Source organism: Clostridium saccharobutylicum DSM 13864, assembly GCF_000473995.1.
GTDB classification, from domain to species: domain Bacteria; phylum Bacillota; class Clostridia; order Clostridiales; family Clostridiaceae; genus Clostridium; species Clostridium saccharobutylicum.
Window position 1 is genome coordinate 2,198,195 of record NC_022571.1, and the last position, 25,996, is coordinate 2,224,190.

Genomic DNA, 25,996 nt, shown 5'->3' on the forward strand with positions numbered 1-25,996 from the left:
AAATATGAACTTTGATGAAAATTGTTTTTATTGTTCAAAGAATCAAGATCTAAATTCTATAATGATTAAGATTTGTGATTTAGAAGTATCAACAGTATACTTATTTAAGGAGCAGACTTATAAAGGAAGATGTAATGTAGTTTTTAAAGAACATAAAAGTGAAATTACAGATTTAACAGAGGAAGAAGCAGCTGCATTCATAAAGGATGTTAGAAAAGTAGCAAAAGCTATTCAAAAAATCTTTAATCCAGATAAAATAAATTATGGAGCATTTGCAGATACAATGCAACATCTACATTTTCATATAGTACCTAAATATAATGGAGGTCCATCTTGGGGAAAAACTTTTGATATGATGCCACAGCCAAAAACATTACTAAATGAAGAAGGATATAGTGAGGTAATAAATAGGATAAAATTTAATTTATAAAATAAAAAAAACATTTATTAATTATAATTAAATAAGGAGGAAAAGTTATAATGGGCAATTCAACTAATACTATTAAGGATAATAATGTTGAAAACAATAATGTTACACAAAATGAAGACGTTAAACTAAGTTTGAAAGAAAAAATATCATATGGTTTTGGAGATTTTGGTAATGGATTTATGTTTGATTTGGGACAAGCATACCTTACAAAATTCTTTATTGATGCATGTGGAATAGGAGCAGGTGCAGTTGCTGGTATTTTTTCAATTACAAAAATATTTGATGCATTTATGGACCCACTTGCTGGATCAACAATAGATGGTAGAAAGAATATCGGTAGCAGTGGTAAGTTTAGACCAGTAATGATGATTTCAAGTATAATTCTTGCAATACTTACAGTTGTTACATTTACTATGCCTAATGTATCAATGACAACAAAAATTATATATGCATATGCAACATATATGATTTGGGGCGTTATGTATTCGTTCACAAATGTTCCTTATGGATCATTAGCATCTGTTATGACAAGAGACGTTGAGGAGAGAAGTGAATTAGCAACATTTAGACAAGCAGGATCTTTAGGTGCACAATTAATAACAGGAGTAGCTTTCGTACCTCTTCTTATGAGTTTTAAAAATCCTAGAATAGGATATCCAATAGCAGCTGGAATTATGGCTCTTATAGGAGTAATTTCATTTTATATATGTTTTAGAAATACTAAGGAACATGTAAAAGTTAATAGATCAGGTAAATCTGAAAAAGCAACTGCTAAGGATTATGCAAAGGTTGTCTTTACTAATAGACCATTATTATGTTTAATTCTTATGACTGTATTTACAATATCAGCAATGAATACTAATAATCAAATGATGATTTTCTTTTGTCAATATAATTTAGGAAGTGTTGGATTTCAACCTATTATAAATTTCATAATGATTGGCTGTTCTGTTGTAGGTATATCTTTAATACCAAAGATGGTTAAAAAGTTTGGTAAAAAGAAAACTGCAATGATAGGTTTCATAGTTGGGGTTATAGCTAATGGATTGAACTTTATATTACCAACAAATATTTATTCATTTATAATACTTGTTACTATTGGATATGTAGCTTTAGCTATTCCAAATGGAGTTACATGGGCATTCGTTTCAGATGCTATAGATTATGGTGAATGGCATACTGGAATAAGAAAAGAAGGTATTACTTATGCTGCATTTAACTTTTCAAGAAAAATTGCTCAATCAGTAGCAGCACTTGTTAGTGCAGGAGTATTAGGTTTAACAGGATATGTAGCAAATGCTGAGCAAAGTGAAAAAACTTTATTAGGAATAAAAGGCGCAATGACATTATATCCAGCATTAGCATTAGGAATGGCAGCTATAATAGTTAGCTTATTATATAATTTACCAGATGATAAATATAGAAGAATAGCAAAAGATTTAGAAGATGGAAAATGGGAAAATGGATTTTTAGAATAAAAAAATATTAGGAAGTTATAGTAAATGAAATGTTGTGATATTTTGGATTTAAATTGTTAAATGCTCAACGATTGTTAACGCTAACAAAAGGTATTGCATTGTTTTTAATATAATATTATAATAAATGACAGAAAGTAGTAATAATATAAGATTGTTCACGTTAACAACAATAAATTGTTAACGTGAACAAAACTAGAAAGAAGGATTTAATATGAAAAAATTTATGGATGAAAGTTTTTTATTAAGCAATGAGGCAGCAGAAAAATTATATCATGAGTATTCAAAGCAAATGCCAATTATAGATTATCATTGTCACATTAATCCAAAAGAGATTTTAGATAATAGGAAGTTTGAAAATATAACTCAAGTATGGCTTTATGGTGATCACTATAAGTGGAGAGCCATGAGAACTTATGGAATAGATGAAAAATATATAACTGGAGATGGAACTGATTATGAAAAGTTTCTAGCATGGGCAAAAACAATATCAGCTGCTATAGGAAATCCACTTTATCATTGGACACACTTAGAACTTAAAAGATTTTTTGAAATTGATGAAGTTTTAAATGAAAAAACAGCTTCAGCTATTTGGGATAAAGTAAATGCAAAGCTTAATTCTGATGAATTTACTGTAAGAGAGTTAATAAAAAAATCTAATGTTAAAGTTATTTGTACAACGGATGATCCAGTAGATTCTCTTGAATATCATTTAGCACTTAAAGAGGACAAGGAGTTCGATGTAAAAGTATTACCAGCATTTAGACCTGATAAAGCGTTAGGAATAAACAAAGATACTTTTAAAGAATGGTTTAGAAAATTGGAACAAGCTGATAATTGCAAAATAAAAAACTTTGATGATTATTTAGCAGCATTAAAAAATAGGGTTGAATTTTTCCATGAAGTTGGGTGCAGGGTTTCGGATAATGCTTTAGATTTTGTTCCAGTTGGAAATGCTTCAAAGGAAGAAGTAAGCAAAATATTTGATAAGGTATTAAAAGGTGAACAAGTATCATTTGAAGATGAAAATAAATTTAGAGCATTTGTCTTAAAATATTTTGGAAAATTATATCATGATTTAGGCTGGGTAATGCAACTACATATGAATTGTGTAAGAGATAATAATACTAAGATGTTTGAAAAACTAGGTCCTGATACTGGATTTGATTCTCTTAACGATACAGAAGTTGCAATTCCACTTTCAAGATTATTAGATTCATTAAACTGTGAAGATGCTCTTCCTAAAACTATAATTTACAGCTTAAATGCAAATGATAATGCAACAATTGGAACTTTGCTTGGATGTTTCCAAGGAGATGGAATTAAAGGAAAAATTCAATTTGGTTCAGCCTGGTGGTTTAATGATCACAAATTAGGAATGGAAGCACAAATTAAATCATTAGCCAATTTAGGAATGTTAAGTACATTTGTAGGAATGCTTACAGATTCAAGAAGTTTCTTATCTTATACAAGACATGAATATTTCAGAAGAATTCTTTGCAATGTAATTGGAGAATGGGTTGAAAATGGTGAGTTACCAAATGATATTGAAGGTTTAGGACAAATAGTATCTGATATTAGTTATAACAATGCTAAGAATTACTTTAATATGTAATTAATTTATATTGTGATAGTACATAGTAGACAAGCAATGTATTATCACTACTAAGATTCAGATGAGGATCAAGCTAAACCTGAATCAAGTTTTACTTGATAAATAGAAAAATTAAAATGATTATGAGGTGCAAAATGAGAAGAGAAGAAGTATTAAAAAGTATTATAGATGCAGGTGTTGTGGCTGTAGTTAGAGGCGATTCAAAAGAACAAGGCTTAAAAATTGTCGATGCAGTTTCAAAGGGGGGAATTAAAATTATGGAACTTACAATGACAGTTCCAAATCCAGTAGAACTAATAAAAGAAGTTGCAGAAAAGTATAATGGGACAGACGTAATTGTTGGAGCTGGAACAGTTTTAGATACTGAAACAGCAAGAGCTTGTATTTTAGCAGGTGCACAATTCATAGTAAGTCCAAGTTTAGATGTTGAAACTTTAAAACTTTGCAATAAATACAAAGTTCTAGTTATGCCAGGGGTAATGACAGTTAAAGATGCAATTACTGCTTTTGAATATGGAGTTGATGTAGTTAAAATATTCCCAGCTAATTTATATGGACCATCCGTAATTTCATCATTTAAGGGACCTCTTCCACAAGGAGATTTTATGCCAACTGGTGGAGTAACAGTTGAAAACTTACATGAATGGATAAATGCTGGAGCTGTAGTTGTAGGTACTGGTGGAAGCTTAACTAAAGGAGCTAAAACTGGAGACTATGATGCAGTAGAAAAAGAAGCTAGAAGATTTATGGATGCATACAGAGAAGCAAAGGGGATCAAATAGTATGGACGTTGTAACATTTGGAGAATCAATGGTTGTATTTAATGGCGATGTAACTGGACCATTAAGATATATTCATAACTTTGCTAAATCTCTTGGTGGAGCAGAATCAAATGTTGCTACTGCAATTGCTAAATTAAATCATACTGTTGGTTGGTTTTCAAAAGTATCAGATGATGAATTCGGTAAATTTGTTGTTAATTCAATAAGAGCAGAAGGTGTAGATACATCAAAAGTTTTAGTTGATAAAGAAAGAACTACTGGATTACTTTTTAAAGAACATTATCAAAGAAGCAATCCTAATGTGTATTATTATAGAAAAAATTCTGCAGCTAGCAGCCTTTCGCCAGAAGATATAGATGAAGAATATATAAAAAATGCAAAGATTCTTCATTTAACAGGAATAACACCTGCATTATCGCAAAGTTGCAGAGAAGCAGTTTACAAAGCAATTGATATTGCTAAGAAAAATGGAGTGTTGGTATCTTTTGATCCTAATATAAGATTAAAATTATGGACACTTGAAGAAGCAAAAGAAGTTTTAATAGATATAGCAAATAGAGCGGATATTGTAATGCCAGGTCTTGATGAAGCGGAACTTTTATTAGGATTAAAAGATAAAGATGAAGTTGCAGATTATTTCTTATCAAAGGAAGCTAAAATTGTAGCTATTAAATTAGGTGCAGACGGATGTTATATAAAGACTAGAGAAGAAGGAATAGTGATACCTGGATATAATGTATCTGATATTATTCAAGATACTGCAGGAGCAGGCGATGGCTTTGCAGCAGGATTTTTATCTGGATATTTAGAAAATTTATCACTAAAAGAAATTGGAGAGTATGCAAATGGTGTTGGAGCCATGGCAACATTAGTTCAAGGAGACATGGAAGGATATCCACATTATGATCAATTAATGGAGTTTATAGGAAAGAAACAAGGAATAGAAAGATAAATTGAATTGAAATATAAATATATTGGATTGTAACGAAATATATAAATTAATTGTTAGCGCATGTTAATTATAAAATAAATATGAAGATAGGACACAAGAGGTCTTGAAACAAAATTTAAGTATATTCTATCTCCAATAAATTTAAATATTAATTTGTTTATAGACAGATTCTTAACTATCTTCAATTTTGTTAACGTGTGCATTGTATTGGTGAATACTTGACGGTGCATAATATATAACTTTGTTAGTATACGCATTGTGAATTGTATATTGAAATTATTACTTATTTTCATGTGATTAGATAAAATTAAATACTGATTTGGAGGAATAAAAAAATGAAGTTAAATAAGGGATCATATAAAAAATTTAAGACTTATACAGAAAGAGTAATACAATTTGGAGAAGGAAATTTCCTAAGAGCATTTGTTGATTGGCAAATAGATAAAATGAATGAAATAGCAGACTTTAATGGAAGTGTTGTTATTGTCCAACCATTAGAAAATGGACTTATAGATATGTTAAATGATCAAGATGGATTATATACACTTTATCTTCAAGGTGTTCAAAATGGAAAGGCAGAAAAAAAACATAAAATTATAAATAGTGTAAGCAGAGGGATTAACCCATACAGAGATTATGAAGAATATTTAAAATTAGCACAAAATCCTGAAATGAGATTTATAATTTCAAATACTACTGAGGCTGGAATAGCTTTTGATGAAAATGATAAGTTAGATGAAGTATGTCAAAAGAGTTATCCAGGAAAATTAACTGCTCTTTTATATGAAAGATTTAAAATTTTTGGTGGAGCAGAGGATAAAGGATTTATAATTATACCTTGTGAACTTATTGATAGAAATGGTGAAAAGCTTAAAGAAATTGTGCTAAGATATGCCGATATGTGGAATTTAGGACAAGACTTCGTAAATTGGATTAATAAAGATAATACATTTTGCTGTAGCTTGGTAGATAGAATAGTTCCAGGATATCCAAGAGATACAATTAATGAAGTAAGAGCAGAACTTGGATATGATGATAATTTAGTTGATGTTGGAGAAATATTTCACTTATGGGTTATTGAAGGGCCACAATTTGTTAAAAATGAATTGCCATTTCAAAAAGCAGGGTTAAATGTAAAAGTAGTTAATGATATGACTCCATATAGAACAAGAAAAGTTAGAATTTTAAATGGACCTCACACAGCAATGGTTCCAGTAGCTTACCTTTATGGATTGGAAACAGTAGGAGAATCTGTAGACCACGAAGTTATAGGTAAATATGTTCATGAATTAATTTATGACGAAATTATACCAACATTAGATTTACCTCATGAAGAATTAGTTGAATTTGCAGATAACATTATAGAAAGATTCCAAAATCCATATGTTAAACATTATTTAATGAGTATTGCATTGAATTCAATGTCTAAATACAAAACAAGAGATTTACCAAGTTTAACTGAATTTATAAATAGAAAAGGAGAACTTCCTAAGAAATTAGTATTTTCATTAGCATCATTAATTGAATTTTACAAAGGTAAAAGAGGAAATGAAGATATTAAACTTGCAGATGATGCAGATATCTTAGAGCTATATAAAGGATTATGGGAAAATTATGATGGAACACAAGCAGGACTTGAAAACATTGTTAAAACAGTTCTAGGATACGAAAAAAATTGGGGTAGAAACTTAAATAAAATTCCAAATTTAACTTCTGAAGTAACAAGATATCTAAGTTTAATTGAAATCAAAGGAATGAAGAAATCAATTAAAGAAGTTCTTTAATTGCATACCTTAAAGGAAGGAATGAGATTGGATGAAAAGTTATTTTAAGATAAACGAACAAGATAATGTAGTAGTAGCACTTAAAGATTTATTTAAGGGTGAAATTATTGAAATAGATAGTGATAAAATTGAACTTAAGGAAGATGTTAAAAGAGGACATAAAATTGCTATTAAAAAAATTCTGAATTCAGAAAATGTAGTTAAATATGGATATCCTATTGGGCATGCTATAAAAAATATTGGAATTGGTGAATGGGTGCATACTCATAATATTAAAACAAACTTAGATGGAGTAAAAGAATATACGTTTAATCAACAATTATCTGAAATTTCAATGGAAAAAAGAAATCTTACTTTTGAAGGATATGAGAGAGAAGATGGTAATGTTGGTATAAGAAATGAACTATGGATAGTGCCAACTGTTGGTTGTGTTAATGGAATTGCAGATAGAATAATTGAAAGATTTAAAGAAGAAGTAAAACCAGAAGGCATTGATGGAATAGAAGCATTTAAGCATAATTATGGATGTTCTCAACTTGGTGAAGATCATGCTGCTACAAGAACTATGCTTGGAAACTTAGCAAAACATCCTAATGCAGGTGGAGTTTTAGTACTTGGCCTTGGATGCGAAAATAATACAATGTCAGAGTTTATAAAGTCACTTGGAAATTATAATGAAAAGAGAATTAAATTTTTAGTATCTCAAGAAGTTTCTGATGAAATTGAAGAAGGCGTTAAAATTTTAAAAGATCTTTATGAGAATATGAAGAAGGATAAGAGAGTATCTATTTCAATATCTAAGTTGAAGGTTGGATTAAAATGCGGTGGGTCTGATGGTTTATCAGGAATAACTGCAAATCCATTAGTAGGTGATTTTTCAGATTTCTTAGTATCTCAAGGCGGAACAACAATACTTACTGAAGTTCCAGAGATGTTTGGAGCAGAAACTACTCTTATGAATAGAGCAAAAGATGTGGAGACTTTCGATAAGACTGTACATTTAATTAATGATTTCAAGGAATATTTCATGTCATATAATCAACCAATATATGAAAATCCATCTCCAGGTAATAAAGCAGGTGGAATAACTACTCTTGAAGATAAGTCATTAGGATGTACACAAAAATCAGGGAAATCAACTGTAGCTGATGTACTTAAATATGGGGAAACGCTAAAAACTAATGGACTTAACTTATTGAGTGGACCTGGTAATGATTTAGTTGCAGCATCAGCACTTGCAGCAGCGGGATGTCATATTGTACTATTTACAACAGGCAGAGGAACTCCATTTGGAACCTTTGTTCCTACAATTAAGATTTCAACTAACTCAGCACTTTATAAGTTAAAACCACATTGGATGGACTTTAATGCAGGGTGTTTAGTTGAAGACAGAGTTTTAGAAGATGTAACAGAAGATTTAATGAATTTTATAATTGATGTTGCAGGTGGAAAGTTTGTTAATAATGAAATTAATAAATTTAAAGAACTTGCAATTTTAAAAAAAGGTGTCACATTATAAAATTATTTTTATAGATAAACAACTTAGAATTTAGAGTTATGATATAATTTACCGAAAGAAGCTGTATTCTTTTTCTCGGTTGCTAGATAATTGGAATGTGGATTTCTAACAGCACAAGTTGTACCAATTCTTGCATGCTCCTCAAACAAGTTGAGTACAAGCAAGAATGGGACAACTTCTACTGAAGAAATACCTACATTCAAATTATCAATGCAACACTCTGAAAAAGAATACAGCTTCTTTCTAGTGTAGGATATATTTCAAAGTTTGAATCTAGTTCATAGTTTGTTTATTTATAATTGTTCTACGGATTTTTATCCAATAAAAGTTGTTCCATTTCTGTATGCTCATCAGGTAAAACTGAGGACAAGCAAAAATAAAACAACTTTTACTGAGAAAAAAATTTATGATGATGATACTTTATTATTTAATTGTTAAATAATAAAGTTAGAACTTTTGAATTGATAATAAATCATCAATACTTCTAGTCATATATTGATAAGAATCATAAACTCCTTGGTTGTAAAATTCTAGTGATAGCTTATCTATAATGAAGTCTAAAATTTTGCTTGAAGCTAAATCACCTAATTCTTCATCTCTTTCATTATAAAAATATTCTTTAATTTCAGAAATCATATCTTCACGTTGTTCCTTGGTTAATTTAATTTTATCATTTTTATTCATAGACAACCTCCATTTTAAATTACAAATATTTAAGGCAAAATGTATTCTTAATATTTATTATAACTTATTTTTTAGATATTAGGCATATTGAAGAAAATAACAAGTCTCAGTATCTACAGATGAGTAAATGCAATGAGTTTAGAGATGTATTGGGTTCACTGTTTTTTTGATATAAAGAAAATTATAACTTAATAATGTACCTAAGTAATGGAGGAGAACCAAGTCCAGATGGTGAAGATTCTCCTTCTTATTTTGTATTAAGAAGAAATTTGATAATAAATTCTGTAAATAAGGATTTGTACACAATAAAAAAGTATTTGTATTTTTCGGTACTTGACAAAGCAACATACTTGCAATACAATATAGCTACTAAGTTGCATTACAATGTAGTGCTAAGTTACAGTACAAGGAGCTGATACTAAATGGCAAATTCTTCTCAATTATTAAAAGGAATTTTGGAAGGTTGTATTCTTAAAATAATTTCTAAAAATGAAACTTATGGATATGAATTATATAGTTCATTAAAAGAGAGTGGTTTTGATGATTTATCCGAAGGAACCTTATATCCATTATTGATTCGCTTGGAGAAAAATGGTTTTTTGTCGTCGGTTAGTCGTAATTCGCCACTGGGACCAAAAAGGAAGTATTACTCTCTTACAAAACTGGGACAAGAAGAATTATTGGATTTTTGTAGTTCATGGAGTAAAGTTTCCAAATCTGTTGAAAAAATATTAAGGAGTGATTTAAATGAGTAGCGTAAGTTTATTAGCCAAACAATTAAATAAAGCAGCAGAAAATTTATCTGTAGAAAACAGAAAAATATTTGATGATATTATAATCTATATAAGAACATCAAATTTAAAAGAAAGAGATGCAGAAGAATTTCTTCAACAGATATTAGATAGCTTTTTGAATGCTCAGCAACAAGGAGTGAGTATTGAATCCATGATAGGAACAACTGACATTAGGCATTACTGCGAAGAAATAGTAAATACTTATAAATCAAGCTATAATTTCTTATCGCGTAGTAGCCAATATATTATGTATACAGGAATATTTATAGTAATATTATCATTTACTAAATATATTCTACAAAAATTAACCCCCATTCTATTTAAAACTCATGAACTTAATAATTTTACATTTTATCTAGACTTCAACCTTCAATTAATTATTCAATGTTTGATTGTAATTCCTTTTAGCGTTATAATACTTGCTTCGCTCAAAAAAACTTGTTTTAAGGGAACTTCTAAGTTTAGTAAAGTTAAAGAATACTTTACATATTGGATGATATGTGTATTATTGATTTGTACATGGATTGCTATATTCAAGTTTGTAGATGAAACTGTAATCTTTAGCTTAAATATATTCATAGTTCTTAGTATTGGAAGTGTTATATATTTTATTGGTAATTATTTTACAGAAAAGTAAAAGAAGTATTTATGAACAATATGTAGAGGCAGTTTGCGGATATAAAGTTACCCTTTCATGTATACAACATTACAATGAATCTTAGTATTTATTTTTGACCACTTAAGTGAAAATTAATGAAATTTATTATGATATAGCAAGTTGAAAGTAAAAAATAAGAATATATAAAAAGGTATTTCATGCATAATTAGTGATGAAAAAGTGCTAGCACTTGATATTGATACTGTAAACCGCATCATAGGTAAATGCGGTTTCTTTTAAATTTTTAATATAGTAAATCAAACTATCACTGATTAGCGTAAATAATAAATACAGATAATAAAAATAGTAGCTCTTATATAGGGTTACTTTTTTGTTGGTAATAATATTGAATAAAATATAGACTAAATGCTAAAAAGTTTATATATATATAGACATAAGTATAAAAAGGCATATAATTAACGCATAAATAGATGCGAAGGGGTGTTGAATAATATGAACGAAAATAATAAAGAAGTATTTTGGGATGCAACTATTGAAGAGGTAAAAAGAGGATATGTTGAGCTGGAAGAGAGTTATAAATGTATAATTTGTGAGGAGGAATTTACAAAGGGAAGAATATATGAAATAGATTCTATGCTTTATGATTCAAGAAAGGCCACTCAACTTCATATATTAGAGAAGCATGGCTCTACATTAGAATATTTATTAAGAATGAACCCAGCATTTATAGGGGTATCACAGGTTCAAAGAGAGTTGTTAGTATTAATAGCATCAGGATTAACTGATAAAGAAATTGCCATAAAGCTAGGGGTAGCACAATCTACTATAAGAAATCATCGTTATAAATTACGTGAAAAAGAGAAGCAATCAAGATTATTTTTAGCAATGATGGAATTAATATCATCAAACACAAAGAAGAAGGTAAGTATATTAGATAAGGATAATCTATGTGATGCCCATAAAATAGCAACGACCATAGATGATAGATATAACATTACTGATAAGGAAAGAGAAAGTACAATTAAAAATTATATGGATGAAAGTGGAGCGATAAAAACTTTTCCTGCTAAGGAAAAGAAGAAAATAATAGTTTTATCTGAAATAGTTAAGCATTTTTCAAAAGGAAAGAAGTACTCTGAAAAAGAAGTAAATAGAATTTTAGAAAGAATATATGAGGACTATGCCACTATTAGGAGAGCCTTAATAGAGTATGGGTTTATTGAACGTTCTAATGATTGTAGTAGTTACTGGGTAAAAGAATAATTTGGGGAGATATCATAGATAAAGGGGAGTATTCAAATGTATAAGAAGAATTTTATAATATCAGATATAAGAGAAATAATAGAAAGAAATTATGACATTGGAATTATTAAAGAGATAAATCGAATTTTAGAAGGTGCTTCATCAGAATGTTTTCATATAATTACAGAAGAGGGAGAATATCTATTTAAGGATATCGAAATGATATTTATGAATCATCCTGATAAAGAACCTTTAATAAATAATCTGCTATCACAAAATGGGATTCCTGTATCAGTATTTTATAAAACAAAGAATGGTGAATACTTATTAGAGTACGCTGGACATATTTTTCATTTACAAAGTTTTATAAAAGGTAAAATATTAGAAGTAAATACAGCTCCTAAATGGTTTATGAAAGAAAGTGCTGAAATGTTGGGGAAAATTCACAAAGTATTAGAAGGCTTTTCTTCATTAACTAGTGGAATAGGTAAAGAATTTTTTGAATTTATAACCCCTGAAGCAGCTAAAATATCTTATGAAAAATCCGTAGATATAGCGTTAAGACATGGGGAAAAGCAGAATGTAATTGATTTGAAGTATAGAATTAGTTTGTTAGATAAAATAAAAAATATTAAATTTGAAATGGATAGATTTACTTATAGAAATACTCATGGTGATTATTTTATAAGTCAGATCATATGCGGTGAGAACTGCATTAATGCAATAATTGATTTTACTTCAGCTTGTGTTCATCCTGCTTGTTGGGAATTAATAAGATCGTATTCTTATGCAGATCCTAAGTGCATTGATGGAAAAATAGATTATGATAACTTGGTGAAATATGTAAGGAGTTATATGAAATTTAGTAAGCTGAGTACTTATGATATAAAAATGATGGCATATTTGTACTATTATCAACTTGCAGTATGTGATTATTTTAGTCAGTATTATGAATCTAATAATTCAAATAAAAATGTACTGTGCCATTATGCTCATTGGTCAACTAAGCTTTGTAGATGGTTCGAAGAAAATATTGAAGAGTTAACGGATAAGCTAGAAAAAGAATTCTGTTAATTTAAATAAGGTAGGAATAATTATATTTAACCTCTATATTATAAAGTACAAATTTAAGTTTTAAACATTGGAGGAAAATGGAGTGTCAGAGATTAGTAATTTATTTATGATTTATATAGATAATGAAGTAGGGTATACCAAACTAGGTGGAAATAATAAAATTGGTTACATAAACCAGCATGGGGAAGTTGTGATTGAACCAAAATTTTGTCATGGAGGGGATTTTAATGAAGGGGTTGCTGAAGTATCATTAGAATCTGAGGGCAAATTTGGATTTATAAATATAGACGGAGAATTAGTTATTGATTATAAATTTGATTGGGCATATTCTTTTTCAGAAGGTTTGGCCCCAGTGCAAATTAATGGTAAATGGGGATATATTAATAAAAGTGGTGAAATCATAGTAAAACCACAGTTTGATTTTCCAATCCATTTTTCAGAAGGACATGCTTGCGTAAAAGACAAAGACAGTAGAATAAATGCTTTTATAAATTCTAAGGGTGAATTTATCACTGGTTTTATATATGATTATGCTTCTAGTTTTTCTGAAGGGTTAGCTAGGGTTCATACGAAAGATGGATGGAATTACATAGATAAGTTAGGGAAACATATATTTGATTCGAATTTTGAAGGTGCTTATGATTTTAATGAAGGTTTAGCGGCAGTAAAGGTTAATGGAAAATTAGGTTTTATGGATAAGTCAGGAAGTTTAATGATTGATCCTAAATATGATGATGCACAAAATTTTTCGGAAGGTTTAGCAAGTATAAAGTTAAATGGTAAATGGGGATATATAAATAAGAAAAATGAGATTGTTATAGAACCTAAATTTAATTTTGCATATAGTTTTAGGGAAGGAAGAGCGCCTGTACAAATAAATGATAAATATGGTTATATAAATAAACGTGGAGATATAATTGTTGAGCCACAATTTGTAATTGCCCATTATTTTAAAAATGGACTGGCAGCAGCACTTGTAGATCCATTTATAAAAATATATATAGATCGAGATGGGAATAAGGTATGGACGCCTAAAAAATTTTAATAGACTGAAATTAGATAAGGTAACTATAGTATGAATATTAAATAAGTAAAAAAATCTATCAGAATTATTTTATAATTTTGATAGGTTTTCCTTTTTTGGTACGAATTAATATATGTAAGTGTAAACTTATTAAATGCAAGCTTACTTTATGGGAAGAGGTAGAAAATGAAGGTGAATGAATATAATTATATTAAAGAACTAAGGAATAGGAATGAAAAAGCTTTAGATTATGTTATTGATAATTATGGCTGGATTATAAAATCTGTTGTAGGAAAGCATTTATATGGTATTCAGAGTGTCCAAGGAGAATGTATAAATGATGTTCTTTTAGGGATTTGGAATAACATAAATAGCTTTGATGAAAGCAAAAGTGACTTTAAAAATTGGGTAGCTGGTATATGTAAATTCAAATGCATTGATTATAAACGAAAGTATTTAAAAGATTTACAACATGAAAACATAGATGATTTAAATATTAGTGATGATGGCACTGAAATGAAGAATTTAGAAAATGAATTAAGTAATGAAATGGAATCGCTACTTAAATGCTTAAAGGAAAAAGATAGAGATTTACTTTATAAGTTATATGTTGACGGAATGGATATTGATGAAATAAGTACAGAATGTGGAATGAAAAAAGAAGTTATATACAATAGGTTATCTAGGGCAAAAAAGAAAATAAAAGATATTTTTAATATTAATAATAGAAGAGGTGTTAAGTATGAAAAATAACATATATACTCTGCTTAATGATATAAATATTAATTTGGATGAATATAAAAAAGATGATTTTAATGATATTGAAAAAAAATTAATTAAAAAGAATATTAGAAAATCTATTAAGAAAGGTAGTAAACAAAGAGTTAGAAGAAAAGTAATAGCTGCAGCTGCAATTATGGCAATATTAGCAGGGATGTCTTTTGGAAATACAGGAGCTTACGCCATATCAAAAATAAATTTAGTCAGTGAAAGTATTTCAAGTTTCTTAGGAATAGAGAAAAACCTAGAAGATTATAATACTGTAATTGATAAAGCTGTTATTGATAAGGGAGTAACAGTTAAACTAAATGAGGTAATATTAGATGATAATGAATTGCTTATATCTACTAATATAAGCTCAGATAGGATTTTAAAAGATTACGAAACTTGGGATAGCGAAATGACTCTTTATATAAATAATAAAAAAGTTAAATTTACAGGAGCAAGTGGTGGTATTGAAAAAATAGATGATAATACTACACAAGAAGTTACAGAATATGATTTAGATTCAATAAAAAATATGGATTTAAGTGGAGATTTAAATATAAAAATTGTATATTCTAAAATGATGGTAAATCATGCTGATGGTATAAATGGAACTTGGAAATTTGAATTTAAAACCAATGGAGATAAACTTAAATTAGATACTAAAACCGTAAATCTTGATTATGGATTTGATATTGAAAATGGAAATAAATATATCTTAGAAAAATACACAGATAATGATTTAGGACAAAAGGTATATGGTAAAATCATTGACAATTCAGATAATAAAGAAATATACTCGATTTTATTAAAAGGACATGATGATTTAGGAAATAAGGTGATATTTGATTTATCAAGAGAGAGAAAAGATGATTTTATGCTAAAATATGAAAATGTATTAGTTGGAAATCTTAATGAAAAGGCAAGTAAATTAATGCTAACACCGTATGCAGTAAGAATGCCAGAACAAAGTGGTAAAGCTCCAAGTATTGATGAGTATAAAAAAGCTGGAGATGAATTTACAATAAATATTAAATAAAATATGATTTTTGTATAACTTAAAAAGTATCAAACTAATATATAAGTATATATTATAATAATGAAGAAGAAACACTTTTAAGACAACTTAATGGATACAAAGAGTATTGCTTAAAAACACATTATCGTTTAATTCCTTTAATTTGGTAAGTATAAAGAATGAGGTGTATGTAAAACAAGTTAATGATTAGAAACATCCACAGATTTGTCTTATGCAAATTTGTGGATGCTTGTATTGATTTTGAAATTAAGTTATAGGTGTGTAATTTCTGGCAGAATTATTCCAAATTACAAAAGTGGATATTTATTCATTTACAGATGAAGATGAAGAATTCACTTTGTTTATACGTTTGAATAAAAAATATAATGGAATTCCTATTATAAATCCACCAAGCCCAATAATAACTCTATTTTGAATTATTGGTTTACCCATGTCATCTGCCCAAGCACTATATAATAACCATAAACTAAGGCAAACAGATACTATAGGAATAAAGTATCCAAAAGGTACTCTAAATGAAGATTTTGAATTTCTTCTTCTAAATACAATAACAGAAAAGCAGGTTGGAATATATTGACCAAATTTTGAAATAACACTTACTCCTACCAGCTGTGCAAAACTACCAGATAAAACAAGAGGTATTGCTACTGCAACTGATATTATGATTGCTGCGTAAGGTTGACCATATCGATTTTTTTTGCTTATAAAAGAAGGTAAAACACCGCCTTCAGCTAGGGCTTCTCCACTTCTTGGGGTATTAAAAGCTGTGGCTATATTAATTCCAGTAATTGAAATAAGGGTTCCAACTGCAACTAAGATTTTACCAAAGTCTCCTAAAAATACTTTCGCAGAATCTGCAACTGGAGAAATACTTCCAGATAATTCAGAGCCTAAAGTTCCAATACAAACTGTTTGTATCAATATGTAGATAAAGGAAGTTATTAATATTGTAGCTAATATAGCAATAGGTACGTTTTTCTTTGGGTTATCCATATCACCTGCTGCTATTACTACCGATTCAAATCCAGAAAAGGCATAAAAAACTACAATTATAGCCTGTCCAAAGTTGCCCATATTAATTGGTTGAGCTGATATGAAATTCCCACCTTTTAAAAAGAATAGACCAACAACAATAAAAAGTACCAACGGGATTAATTTTGCAATAGTCATTACATTATTTAAATATTTTGCGATTTCTATACCAAATAAATTAATTATTCCAAGAACTACTAAAAGACTAACAGCTATAATGTTTTTGGTTACTCCATTTGCTGCTTGTGGCCAAAAAAATCCTAAAGCTGTGGCAAATCCTACTGCCATTGTTGCCCAGCCTATAATGCATATAATCCATTTCATTATTCCAACTTCAAAACCTATAAATTCTCCATAAGCTGCTCTTGCATATATGTAGTCACCTCCTGTTTTATCAAACATTCCACTTACTTCTGCAAAACATAGAGCTAGTGATAAAACTAATAATGTTACAATAAAATACATGCCTATACTTTGAGGTCCAAACAATTTATAGGCATCTCCAGGTAGTAAAAAGATACCTGAACCTATAACGCCGTTTATTCCTAATAAAATAATACTAATCAAGCCAAACTTTTTCTTATCCATTATTTCTCTCCTCGTCTTTTTAAATTACTTACATATTAAGCTTTTGAATTTTAAACAGATATTGCATTTAGAAAAACACAAAAAAAGAGCTGCTTTTGTAAATGACTGCGTTGTCTTATAACTCTTAAAGTATAAAATTACACAAAAAGATAATTTTTTTACAAAAAACAACTCAAATTTATACATTTTTACCACCAATTAATCCTACTGTAATTTCAAATATTATTCAAGCATATTTTTAATTGTGCTATAACAATTAAAAGGTTGTGAAATACTGAAACTAATAAAAAACATTTTATATACGCATGTATGAACCTCATTCTGTTTGTTAAGATACAGTTTTTTTCCACAACTTGATGAATTAGCAACCCCAGAATAATTTAAAGAATTATGAGAGCGATTTGAAGAAATAGAAAAGCAGAAACGATAAAGGAAAGTATGAATCAAACGACTCAAGAACTAGAACAAGTAGCATTAACTGCTCAAAGTCAGACTGAACTTGCTCAAAAACTTAATGAAATAGTTTACTTAATTTTGAATGTGATTAAGTGAAAAAATGCACTATTTGTAGAAATATGGTATAATACATATAACTTGAATAATTATTGTAGAAAATCATGAGAAATAGATGGGAAAAATATAAGATTAGGTAATAATATTTAACAATGCATTAATTTCATACAAGGAGGATATTATGAAAAGTATAAAAGGAAAATTGATATTAAGTTTAGGGGTTTTAATAGGGATTATATGTATAGGGTTAGGTGTAATTTCATTTATAAATTCATCAAAGGCACTAACATCGAACTTAGGAAAGACTCTTCCTAATATTGCAGAACAAACAGCGGGTAATATCGAGGGAAGAATTCAAGGTGACTTAAAGCAATTAGAAACTATTGCAGCAAGAGAAGATGTGTGTGATCCCAATATTTCAATAGAAAATAAATTGAAAATTCTTTCAAAAGAAAATGATAGAATTGGAAGTATTAAAATAGGTATTGCAGATAAAGATGGCAACTCTATATATACAAATGGAGAGAGTTCTAATGTGAGCGATAGAGACCATGTTAAAAAAGCATTATCTGGGAAAAGTAATGTATCAGACCCTCTTGTAAGCAAAATAAATGGAAGTTTAATAGTTACATATGCAGTTCCTATTAAATACAATAATGAAATTGTAGGAGTATTACTTGAAATAACAGATGGTAATAGATTAAGTGAATTAACTAATCAGATTAAAGTCGGACAAACAGGTTATGCTTTTATGATTAAAAAGGATGGAACTAATATTGCTAGTAATAACAAAGATTTAGTTCTTCAAATGTATAATCCAATTGAAGAAGCAAAAAAGGATCCTAAATTACAGGCTTTAGCAAATGTTGAAAGCAAAATGGGAGCAGGAGAAACAGGATTAGGTGAGTACACTTATAATGGTGTAGATGAATTTGTAGGTTATGCTCCAGTTAATGGAACTGAATGGTCAGTGGGAGTTGTAGCAATACACAAGGAAATATTATCAGAACTAGATAGCTTGGTGATTTTTGTCACATTATCATCTGTAGTATTTATAGTAGTTGGGTTTATTATAATTTATATAATTGCTAATAGTATATCTAGAGGAATAAAGTCAACTTCCAAGCATTTTGAATTATTGGCAGAAGGTAACCTATGTGAAGAAGTCTCTCATAAGTACTTAAAGTTAAAAGATGAAGTTGGAGATATGACTAATTCAATTAAAGTAATGCAGGAATCATTAGGAACAATGATTAAAAAAATAAAAGATAATGCTTCAAATATTAATGCACAATCAGAAAATTTATCATTTGTTTCGGAAGAGATAGCAAGTGTATCACAAAATGTTACAGAAGCAATTTCTGAAATCGCAAAAGATACAAGTACTCAATCTGAGGAGCTAATACACATAACAGAGATTCTTAATGAATTTAGCTATAAGTTATCTGAAATGGTTAGAGGGATACAAGTTGTAGATTCAAATTCTAGGAAAATTAATTTAATGGCAAATGAGAGTAGTATTGAAATGAATGCATTAAATCAATCTGTGACAAAAGTTAGTAGTTCATTTAAAACATTCAGTGGTAAAATTATTGGACTTGGAAAAGATATAAACGAAATAAATGAAATTACGAATATAATAAATGGTGTTGCAGAGCAAACAAATTTGTTAGCATTAAATGCTGCTATTGAAGCAGCCAGAGCAGGAGAATCAGGAAAAGGATTTTCAGTAGTAGCAGATGAAATAAGACAACTTGCTGAGCAATCTCAAATATCGTCAGAAAGCATTAGTAAACTAATTAATGGTATGTCTAAAGATACTGATATAATAGTTCAAGATTCTGTTACTATGGATGATGAATTAATAAAACAAGTTAAGATTATAAATAGTTCAATAGCATCTTTTAAAAAAATTATAGAAGCAGTGAATGAAGTTATTCCTAAAATTGAAACAGTTAAAAATTCTGCTGAGGATATCGATAATGACAAGAATGTTATTTTGACTAGAATAGATAAAGTATCTTCAGTTTCAGTTGAAATTTCAGCATCTTCAGAGGAAATTTCAGCATCATCAGAAGAAATGAATGCTTCCACAGAAGAAATAGCAGCAACAGCACAAATGCTTAACAGTATGACTAGTGAAATGAATGAGGAAGTAGATAAGTTTAGAGTTTAAAAGCAAATAATTTGAATAAGAAAATAGAACCTGAATTGTGGGTTCTATTTTTTTACAACATTTTAGTGTTGATTGATTTTATTATACTTAGTAGTTATAACACATACACTTAAAACTTTGAATAGTTTAGAATAAAGTTAGAAACAATAACTATATATAATTTTGAGCTAGAGCAAAATGTATGTATTTTAACTAAAAGCATTTGAATTCATACTATAAATTTTTCTATGTAATGAGAATGCTTAAAATTTAAAATGATTAGCTCAATAGTAGCGCCAATAAGCGCAAATTAAAGTATAGTGAGGAAGGAAATATAATATGAAAAAGCTTCATATATTTTTATTAATTTTAAGCCTACTTGTTGGTGATTGTACTGGAATGTCTTGTATATGTAAAGTAGTTAATGATGAAACTACTAACAATACAAATGTTACTGATAGATTAGAAAGAATTAAAAAGAAGGGAGTACTAACAATCGCTTCATCTAATAATCCACCATATAGTTTTATAGACCCTAAGACAGGAGAACTTACAGGCATAGATGGAGATATTATAAATGAAGTTGCAAAACTCCTTGGTATTAATAAAGTAGAAATGAAATATGTTCCATTTGATAAATTATTTACTCAAATACAAGAAGATGATGATATCGATATGATAGTTGATGCGACCTATATTACTGATGAACGTAAAAAACTTGTATCGTTTACTAACCCATGGTATAAAGATTACGATATTTTTGTTACACCTAAAATCTCAAAAATATCGTTTAAAGAAGACTTGAAGAATGAGGTGATAGGAGTACAGGAAGGAACTATTGATGTGCCTTTTGCTGAAAAGTTAAAGCAAGAAGGGGCAATAAAAGATTATATACTATTTCCTAATCAATTAGAATTATTATCAGCAGTAAATTATGGAAAAGTGGCTGCAGGCATAAGTGATGCTATTATTTTTCCATATCTACTACAACAAAATAAAAATCTATACCTAAAAGCAATATATGAAGACCCATCAAAACCAGATCTTCCTGGTGAAACAGCAGCAGCAGTTAGACGTAGTGATACAAATTTGTTAAATGCAGTGAATGAAAAAATTGATGAACTAAAAAAAGATAAAACATTTTCTAAAATCTTGAAAAAATATGGATTAGATGATAGTTATATTATTCCACCCTCAGTTACATCAAGTGAAGCCAGTGATATCGATAAAACTCTATTAATTATATCATGTTGGAAATTTAGTGCATTTGGATCTTTGAAAAATTAATAATAGTATATTAACTGCAAAGTTCACAATTACCTGCCCAAATATATATGAGATAGACTAGAAAAAGTGAGCTGTTAAGAGAATAAATTTTGTATTTATATGCAACCTAATACTAGTATATATTATTTAAAGTAAAGTTGGGGATTAAAATGAAAATATTAAGACAAACAATTAAATCAATTTTAATTATATTAATAATTTTTGCATTAATGATTAATACTCAAAGCAAGGCATTCCCTAATCCTAATAGTAAAGCACCAATTAATTGATAAAGGAATTATGATGTCGGGTACTGTTATTGAAGATATAAAAGAGTTATCTGAGGCATTCTATGCTGTTGGAATAAATCTAATTAATAATGTAAATCTCATAGAAAATACAAATTTAAAAGTTGAAGATGGTGTAATTATAAGTTTACAAAATCCAGAAAAATATATAAATAAGGTTAACAAATGAAAAATTACACTTGGAAAATAGAAAGTGTGTATTTGGGTAAAGCATAGTGGAGTTCAAAGGTGAAGATTCGTATTCACCATGAAACCCACTAAAATCTAAAACTTGGATTTTAGTGGGTAAAGATATTCTATAAGTGAATGAAAAGTGGAAGTTAGAAGTAAAAAGAAAATAATTACAAGATATCGCTAATATATTTAATTTTTAAGAAATAGTTGTTAACAAATTTATTCGTTGTTGAGGACACGCGATATATATGTTAAGTAAACTTTATTTACGAGACTTTTTTTAATAGCTTATTAGTTTGTTCAAAGCAAGTATTAAGTTTTGTTGAGTTCATCATAGAAGTTAAAATTATTGATACTATACATAAGTTTCCGACAATTATAAATGTAGGTATAAAGCCTCCTGCTAATGTTGCAATGAATGAACCTGAAAGAGCGCCTAAACCAAAGCCTTGATATATAATTCCATAATTTTTAGTTTGATTTTTAGAACCGAAGAAATCACCTACAATAGTGGGGAATACTGTGATATTTCCACCGAAACAAAATGCAATTGAAGCAACACACGCAAAGAAAATTACAAAATTTAAATGCACAAAGCTTAAAACAAATACTGAAACAGTTATAACAGCGAGAGTGAAAATTATTATGTTTAATCTGCCAAGTTTATCTGATAAAGCTCCTAATATAATTCGTCCAGCTGTATTAAATATTGCAACCATAGCTACTGCATTTGCTGCTACAGCAGGTGTAAGACCAGCTAATTGAACACCTATATCTTTGACAATTCCTATTAAATAAAGACCACTCATACAAGCTGTGAAGAATATTAAAAATAAAAAGTATGCTTCTTTAGTTCTAAGCATTTCTGTTACAGAAAAATCTTTTTCATTTGAATTATTAGTAGTAATAGAACTTAGTATTGGAGCATCTTTTAATAGCTGAGCGCCAATAACAACCAATATCATAGCTATAATTCCCCAGTATAAAAATGCTTCTGAAACACCATTACTATTGATTAAACTTCCATTAATATATTTAAAAATCAAACTTCCTGTTCCATAGGCTCCAACTGATATACCTGAAATAAGTCCCTTTTTTTCTGGAAACCACTTAATACAATTTGAAAGTGATGTAAGATATGCAATACCATCTGCGGCTCCAACTATTATGCCAGCTGTAATATATAACATGGCTAGTGAAGTTACTCTAGATGTTAGTATTAGACCAATTCCTAAGATTAAACCTGAAATTGATATAAGTTTTCTAATTCCTAGTTTTTCCTGAAGTTTACCTCCAGCTAATGTAGCGAATGCTAAAGCAAAACTAGTTATAGAGAAAGTAATAGTCACCTTACTTAACTGCCATCCAAATTTATCTACTAGAGGCTGATTAAATAAACTCCAAGTATAAATTGTTCCGAGTCCTAATTGGGCAATTACTGTACCTAATACTATTAACCAACGGTTTTCATGTGTTTTTTTCATCTCGTTCATCACTCCTTAATTAATATATTGACAAATTGATCTAATAAGGTATTTACAACACTATTGAAATTCAACTTTTTATGTTGTTTGTTTTATTACCATTATTATAAATCGGTGTAATATAAAATTATTCTTTATTGAACGAAATGCACAAAAAACTACACAGAATACATTTATATATTCATAAGCTGTTTAAATTCTTTTATGTTACTTCTGCTTACTGGTATTTGATAATCTATATCTTGAAGTTTTAAATTATAAGTGTTATTAAACCAAGGTATGATTTCTCTTATCTTATTTATATTAACAATATAAGATCTATGACATCTAAAGAAAGTATCCTTTGGCAGGCTGTCATAAAATTCAGCTATACCTAAGTTTACTGAATACTCGTCTTTCTTCGTAAAAACATGAGTTATTCTTTCCTCAGCAACGCAGTAATATATATCATCCATATTTACCACTATTATCTTTTCATTTTTCCATAAATTTATTTTACTTTGTATATTAGTTTTGCATAAGCTATTTTCTTTATGATTATTAATGCTCTCCAATTTTTTTAACATAGATACAATTCTAGATTCTGAATAAGGTTTCAATATATAATCAAAAGCTTCTATTTCGAAAGCTTCCGCAGCATGTTCCTTATAGGCTGTTATAAAAACTATGTATGGTTTTTTAGAAAACTTGCTTATGCTTTTAGCAAGTAGCACACCATCCAAAGATGGTATATTTATATCCATGAATATAATATCAACTTCGTTATTTTGAATAAATTTAAGTACTTCTATTCCATCTTCAAATTCATCTATTATTTCTATTTTGCTATAGTTTGTAATAAAATATTTAAGCTCTTCTCGTGCTAAAAATTCATCTTCAACTATTATAGCTTTCATATGGTCACCTCTTTTATTTTTTCTTTATGTAAAATTCTATTTTAGTTCCTTTTTCCAATCTTTTTATAATAAGTCCTTCTCCGTAAATAAGTTTAATTCTTAAATGTACATTGTAAAGTCCTATTTTGTTTTTAGGCACTGCATCGTTATAGATATTTCTAATTACCTCTTCACTTATGCCTATACCACTATCTATTATAGAAATTTTAACTTTTTCGCCCTTATCCTTTACAATAATTTTTACTGTACCTGCTCCCTTATCTTTTAAAATACCATGAATTATGGCATTTTCCACCAGGGGCTGTATTGTAAGACTTGGTATTTCTATATCTATGTCATCTATATCATAAACTATATTCAATTTATTTCCAAATCTAGCTTTCTCAATTTCTATATAATCTTTAACTTGTTTTAATTCTTTTCTTATATCTATAAATTCACTGTTTAACTCCAAATTATATCTTAAGTAGCTGGCTAGGTTTATTATAAGTTCTCTTGCTTTATTTGGATCTATTCTAATAAAAGAAGTTATAGCATTTAGAGCATTAAATAAAAAGTGTGGATTTATCTGCGTCTGAAGAGCTTTAAGTTCTGCTTTATTAGCCATTGTTTTCATTTGTTCAACTTTTGATACCTCCATTAAAGTTGATATAATTTGAGAAAGTCCAACAGCAAGAGCTTGTAGAGAATAAGTTATCCTATGAGAGGTTTTATAATATATTTTTAGAGCTCCTATAACTTCATTCTTCACTTTAAGAGGTATTATGATTGCAGATTTTAACATTAAGCTTTTATCTTGTAAACCATTATTTCTTATAATTATTTTGTCGTTATTTATGGCTTCTTTGGTTACTTCAGTTATTATTTCGTGTCCAATGTTATAGTACTCTTTTCCAACCCCAATATAAGCTAATATATTTTTTGTATCAGTTATTGATACTGCATCAACCTTAATATCATCTCTTATTATAGTGCATATCTTATTTAGAGAATCACTATTTATATTTCTAAAGTAGGGGAGTGTCTTATTAGCTATATCAAGTGACAACTTTGCTTGTTTTGCAGCTATTTTATCCTTATCATCCTCTATACTCTGAATTAATTGAACAATAAAGCCTACACTAATTTGGCCTAGTATCATTGGTAAAGCTATTTTAGATACTATATCAAGGCCTAAAGAAAGAGGTCTACTTAATAAAAGTATAAGAATCATTGTAATTGTTTCAGAAAATACCCCGGCTATTATTCCAAATATCCATCTATAGTTTCGTTGAATCTTTTTATTAATATATCCAGAGATTATTCCTGCGGTTATACTGCTTATAAGACATGGGATTGAAGTTATACCGCCTATGTCTATTAAATATCTATGTATACCAGATATTACTCCAGCTACAATTCCAACAACTGGACCAAATATTATCCCTCCAGATACTATAGTTATTGTTCGAACATTTACCAGAGAGCCTTCAACATTAAGTCCTGTATAGTTAGCCATTATAGCAAATATGGAAAAGACTATAGATGCAATTAAGTATCCTTTCTTGCTATAATTGTCACTACGAAATATCTCTCTAAAACCTCTAAGCCTTGTTATAACAAATAAACACATAAGCAGTAGTGCGACTCTATCTACAAATTGACCTAATATGTTATATACGTAATTCAACTAGAATTCATCTCCAATCTTTAGTTAGTATAGAACATCAATATTATTTTGATGTTGCTTTAATTATAATATAAAATAAGAAATCAGTCGAAAAATAGAATTTATGGCGGATT

At 28.7% G+C, this 25,996-nt stretch carries 22 protein-coding genes; 17 read left to right on the forward strand and 5 right to left on the reverse strand.

Going from position 1 to position 25,996, the window contains the following annotated elements; all coding sequences use genetic code 11:
- Positions 1-4 precede the first annotated feature (4 nt).
- From CLSA_RS09445 to CLSA_RS09475, 7 genes are all read left to right on the forward strand, one after another.
- Entirely contained in the window at positions 5-430 is a 426-nt protein-coding gene (locus tag CLSA_RS09445) for an HIT family protein (protein ID WP_022745882.1), read from the forward strand.
- Between the two features lie 50 nt (positions 431-480).
- Entirely contained in the window at positions 481-1,908 is a 1,428-nt protein-coding gene (locus CLSA_RS09450) for a glycoside-pentoside-hexuronide (GPH):cation symporter (protein WP_022745886.1), read from the forward strand.
- Between the two features lie 211 nt (positions 1,909-2,119).
- Entirely contained in the window at positions 2,120-3,520 is a 1,401-nt protein-coding gene (gene uxaC, locus CLSA_RS09455; protein WP_022745890.1) for a glucuronate isomerase, read from the forward strand.
- Between the two features lie 134 nt (positions 3,521-3,654).
- The gene (locus CLSA_RS09460) at positions 3,655-4,302 is read left to right on the forward strand and encodes a bifunctional 4-hydroxy-2-oxoglutarate aldolase/2-dehydro-3-deoxy-phosphogluconate aldolase (protein WP_022745893.1); all 648 of its coding nucleotides are present in this window, start codon (positions 3,655-3,657) and stop codon (positions 4,300-4,302) included.
- A gap of 1 nt (position 4,303) precedes the next feature.
- A complete protein-coding gene (locus CLSA_RS09465) occupies positions 4,304-5,254 on the forward strand; it encodes a sugar kinase (RefSeq protein ID WP_022745896.1) in 951 nt (316 codons plus the stop codon).
- Between the two features lie 335 nt (positions 5,255-5,589).
- Entirely contained in the window at positions 5,590-7,038 is a 1,449-nt protein-coding gene (locus tag CLSA_RS09470) for a tagaturonate reductase (protein WP_022745900.1), read from the forward strand.
- A gap of 31 nt (positions 7,039-7,069) precedes the next feature.
- Positions 7,070-8,557: a UxaA family hydrolase gene (locus CLSA_RS09475; protein ID WP_022745903.1), complete on the forward strand. Its 1,488-nt coding sequence runs from the start codon at positions 7,070-7,072 to the stop codon at positions 8,555-8,557.
- 447 nt (positions 8,558-9,004) lie between these two features.
- Here CLSA_RS09475 and CLSA_RS09480 read toward each other — a convergent pair whose 3' ends face one another.
- The gene (locus tag CLSA_RS09480; protein ID WP_022745906.1) at positions 9,005-9,241 is read right to left on the reverse strand and encodes a DUF2164 domain-containing protein; all 237 of its coding nucleotides are present in this window, start codon (positions 9,239-9,241) and stop codon (positions 9,005-9,007) included.
- A 422-nt stretch (positions 9,242-9,663) separates the two neighbouring features.
- Here CLSA_RS09480 and CLSA_RS09485 point away from each other — a divergent pair, with 422 nt between their 5' ends.
- The 7 genes from CLSA_RS09485 to CLSA_RS09515 all read left to right on the forward strand — a co-directional run bounded on the left by CLSA_RS09485 (position 9,664) and on the right by CLSA_RS09515 (position 15,798).
- Positions 9,664-9,996, forward strand: a complete 333-nt coding sequence (locus CLSA_RS09485) for a PadR family transcriptional regulator (RefSeq protein ID WP_022745909.1) — start codon at positions 9,664-9,666, stop codon at positions 9,994-9,996.
- Entirely contained in the window at positions 9,989-10,672 is a 684-nt protein-coding gene (locus CLSA_RS09490; protein WP_022745912.1) for a hypothetical protein, read from the forward strand. The genes CLSA_RS09485 and CLSA_RS09490 overlap by 8 nt, the downstream gene beginning before the upstream one ends.
- 474 nt (positions 10,673-11,146) lie before the next feature.
- Complete coding sequence (locus tag CLSA_RS09495; RefSeq protein ID WP_022745915.1) at positions 11,147-11,917, forward strand: DUF2087 domain-containing protein; 771 nt, start codon at positions 11,147-11,149, stop codon at positions 11,915-11,917.
- 36 nt (positions 11,918-11,953) lie between these two features.
- Complete coding sequence (locus CLSA_RS09500) at positions 11,954-12,970, forward strand: phosphotransferase (protein ID WP_022745918.1); 1,017 nt, start codon at positions 11,954-11,956, stop codon at positions 12,968-12,970.
- Positions 12,971-13,052: 82 nt separating this feature from the next.
- Entirely contained in the window at positions 13,053-14,015 is a 963-nt protein-coding gene (locus CLSA_RS09505) for a WG repeat-containing protein (protein ID WP_022745919.1), read from the forward strand.
- A 165-nt stretch (positions 14,016-14,180) separates the two neighbouring features.
- The gene (locus CLSA_RS09510) at positions 14,181-14,747 is read left to right on the forward strand and encodes a sigma-70 family RNA polymerase sigma factor (protein WP_022745920.1); all 567 of its coding nucleotides are present in this window, start codon (positions 14,181-14,183) and stop codon (positions 14,745-14,747) included.
- Positions 14,737-15,798 (forward strand): DUF4179 domain-containing protein, encoded by a 1,062-nt coding sequence (locus CLSA_RS09515; protein WP_022745921.1) that lies wholly within the window; start codon positions 14,737-14,739, stop codon positions 15,796-15,798. The genes CLSA_RS09510 and CLSA_RS09515 overlap by 11 nt, the downstream gene beginning before the upstream one ends.
- Before the next feature lie 303 nt (positions 15,799-16,101).
- Here CLSA_RS09515 and CLSA_RS09520 read toward each other — a convergent pair whose 3' ends face one another.
- Positions 16,102-17,418 carry an APC family permease gene (locus tag CLSA_RS09520; RefSeq protein WP_022745922.1) on the reverse strand — a complete coding sequence of 439 codons (1,317 nt, stop codon included), beginning with the start codon at positions 17,416-17,418 and terminating at the stop codon, positions 16,102-16,104.
- A gap of 694 nt (positions 17,419-18,112) precedes the next feature.
- Between CLSA_RS09520 and CLSA_RS09525 the strand changes: the two genes are divergently transcribed.
- The 3 genes from CLSA_RS09525 to CLSA_RS23105 all read left to right on the forward strand — a co-directional run bounded on the left by CLSA_RS09525 (position 18,113) and on the right by CLSA_RS23105 (position 21,829).
- Positions 18,113-20,107: a methyl-accepting chemotaxis protein gene (locus tag CLSA_RS09525; RefSeq protein WP_022745925.1), complete on the forward strand. Its 1,995-nt coding sequence runs from the start codon at positions 18,113-18,115 to the stop codon at positions 20,105-20,107.
- A gap of 318 nt (positions 20,108-20,425) precedes the next feature.
- Positions 20,426-21,373, forward strand: coding sequence for an ABC transporter substrate-binding protein (locus CLSA_RS09530; protein ID WP_022745926.1), 948 nt, complete (start codon positions 20,426-20,428; stop codon positions 21,371-21,373).
- A gap of 279 nt (positions 21,374-21,652) precedes the next feature.
- Positions 21,653-21,829 carry a hypothetical protein gene (locus CLSA_RS23105; protein ID WP_155738358.1) on the forward strand — a complete coding sequence of 59 codons (177 nt, stop codon included), beginning with the start codon at positions 21,653-21,655 and terminating at the stop codon, positions 21,827-21,829.
- 271 nt (positions 21,830-22,100) lie between these two features.
- Here CLSA_RS23105 and CLSA_RS09535 read toward each other — a convergent pair whose 3' ends face one another.
- From CLSA_RS09535 to CLSA_RS09545, 3 genes are all read right to left on the reverse strand, one after another.
- Positions 22,101-23,318: an L-lactate MFS transporter gene (locus CLSA_RS09535; RefSeq protein WP_022745930.1), complete on the reverse strand. Its 1,218-nt coding sequence runs from the start codon at positions 23,316-23,318 to the stop codon at positions 22,101-22,103.
- Between the two features lie 173 nt (positions 23,319-23,491).
- On the reverse strand, positions 23,492-24,214 hold the full coding sequence (locus CLSA_RS09540) for a LytR/AlgR family response regulator transcription factor (protein ID WP_022745932.1): 723 nt from the start codon (positions 24,212-24,214) through the stop codon (positions 23,492-23,494).
- A 13-nt stretch (positions 24,215-24,227) separates the two neighbouring features.
- Positions 24,228-25,883: a sensor histidine kinase gene (locus tag CLSA_RS09545; protein WP_022745933.1), complete on the reverse strand. Its 1,656-nt coding sequence runs from the start codon at positions 25,881-25,883 to the stop codon at positions 24,228-24,230.
- Between the last annotated feature and the right edge of the window lie 113 nt (positions 25,884-25,996).

Coding starts and splice junctions, on each gene's coding strand:
- CLSA_RS09445 (WP_022745882.1), top strand. CDS start 5: ATGAACTTTGATGAAAATTGTTTTTATTGTTCAAAGAATCAAGATCTA.
- CLSA_RS09450 (WP_022745886.1), top strand. CDS start 481: ATGGGCAATTCAACTAATACTATTAAGGATAATAATGTTGAAAACAAT.
- uxaC (WP_022745890.1), top strand. CDS start 2,120: ATGAAAAAATTTATGGATGAAAGTTTTTTATTAAGCAATGAGGCAGCA.
- CLSA_RS09460 (WP_022745893.1), top strand. CDS start 3,655: ATGAGAAGAGAAGAAGTATTAAAAAGTATTATAGATGCAGGTGTTGTG.
- CLSA_RS09465 (WP_022745896.1), top strand. CDS start 4,304: ATGGACGTTGTAACATTTGGAGAATCAATGGTTGTATTTAATGGCGAT.
- CLSA_RS09470 (WP_022745900.1), top strand. CDS start 5,590: ATGAAGTTAAATAAGGGATCATATAAAAAATTTAAGACTTATACAGAA.
- CLSA_RS09475 (WP_022745903.1), top strand. CDS start 7,070: ATGAAAAGTTATTTTAAGATAAACGAACAAGATAATGTAGTAGTAGCA.
- CLSA_RS09480 (WP_022745906.1), bottom strand. CDS start 9,241: ATGAATAAAAATGATAAAATTAAATTAACCAAGGAACAACGTGAAGAT.
- CLSA_RS09485 (WP_022745909.1), top strand. CDS start 9,664: ATGGCAAATTCTTCTCAATTATTAAAAGGAATTTTGGAAGGTTGTATT.
- CLSA_RS09490 (WP_022745912.1), top strand. CDS start 9,989: ATGAGTAGCGTAAGTTTATTAGCCAAACAATTAAATAAAGCAGCAGAA.
- CLSA_RS09495 (WP_022745915.1), top strand. CDS start 11,147: ATGAACGAAAATAATAAAGAAGTATTTTGGGATGCAACTATTGAAGAG.
- CLSA_RS09500 (WP_022745918.1), top strand. CDS start 11,954: ATGTATAAGAAGAATTTTATAATATCAGATATAAGAGAAATAATAGAA.
- CLSA_RS09510 (WP_022745920.1), top strand. CDS start 14,181: ATGAAGGTGAATGAATATAATTATATTAAAGAACTAAGGAATAGGAAT.
- CLSA_RS09515 (WP_022745921.1), top strand. CDS start 14,737: ATGAAAAATAACATATATACTCTGCTTAATGATATAAATATTAATTTG.
- CLSA_RS09520 (WP_022745922.1), bottom strand. CDS start 17,418: ATGGATAAGAAAAAGTTTGGCTTGATTAGTATTATTTTATTAGGAATA.
- CLSA_RS09525 (WP_022745925.1), top strand. CDS start 18,113: ATGAAAAGTATAAAAGGAAAATTGATATTAAGTTTAGGGGTTTTAATA.
- CLSA_RS09530 (WP_022745926.1), top strand. CDS start 20,426: ATGAAAAAGCTTCATATATTTTTATTAATTTTAAGCCTACTTGTTGGT.
- CLSA_RS23105 (WP_155738358.1), top strand. CDS start 21,653: ATGATGTCGGGTACTGTTATTGAAGATATAAAAGAGTTATCTGAGGCA.
- CLSA_RS09535 (WP_022745930.1), bottom strand. CDS start 23,318: ATGAAAAAAACACATGAAAACCGTTGGTTAATAGTATTAGGTACAGTA.
- CLSA_RS09540 (WP_022745932.1), bottom strand. CDS start 24,214: ATGAAAGCTATAATAGTTGAAGATGAATTTTTAGCACGAGAAGAGCTT.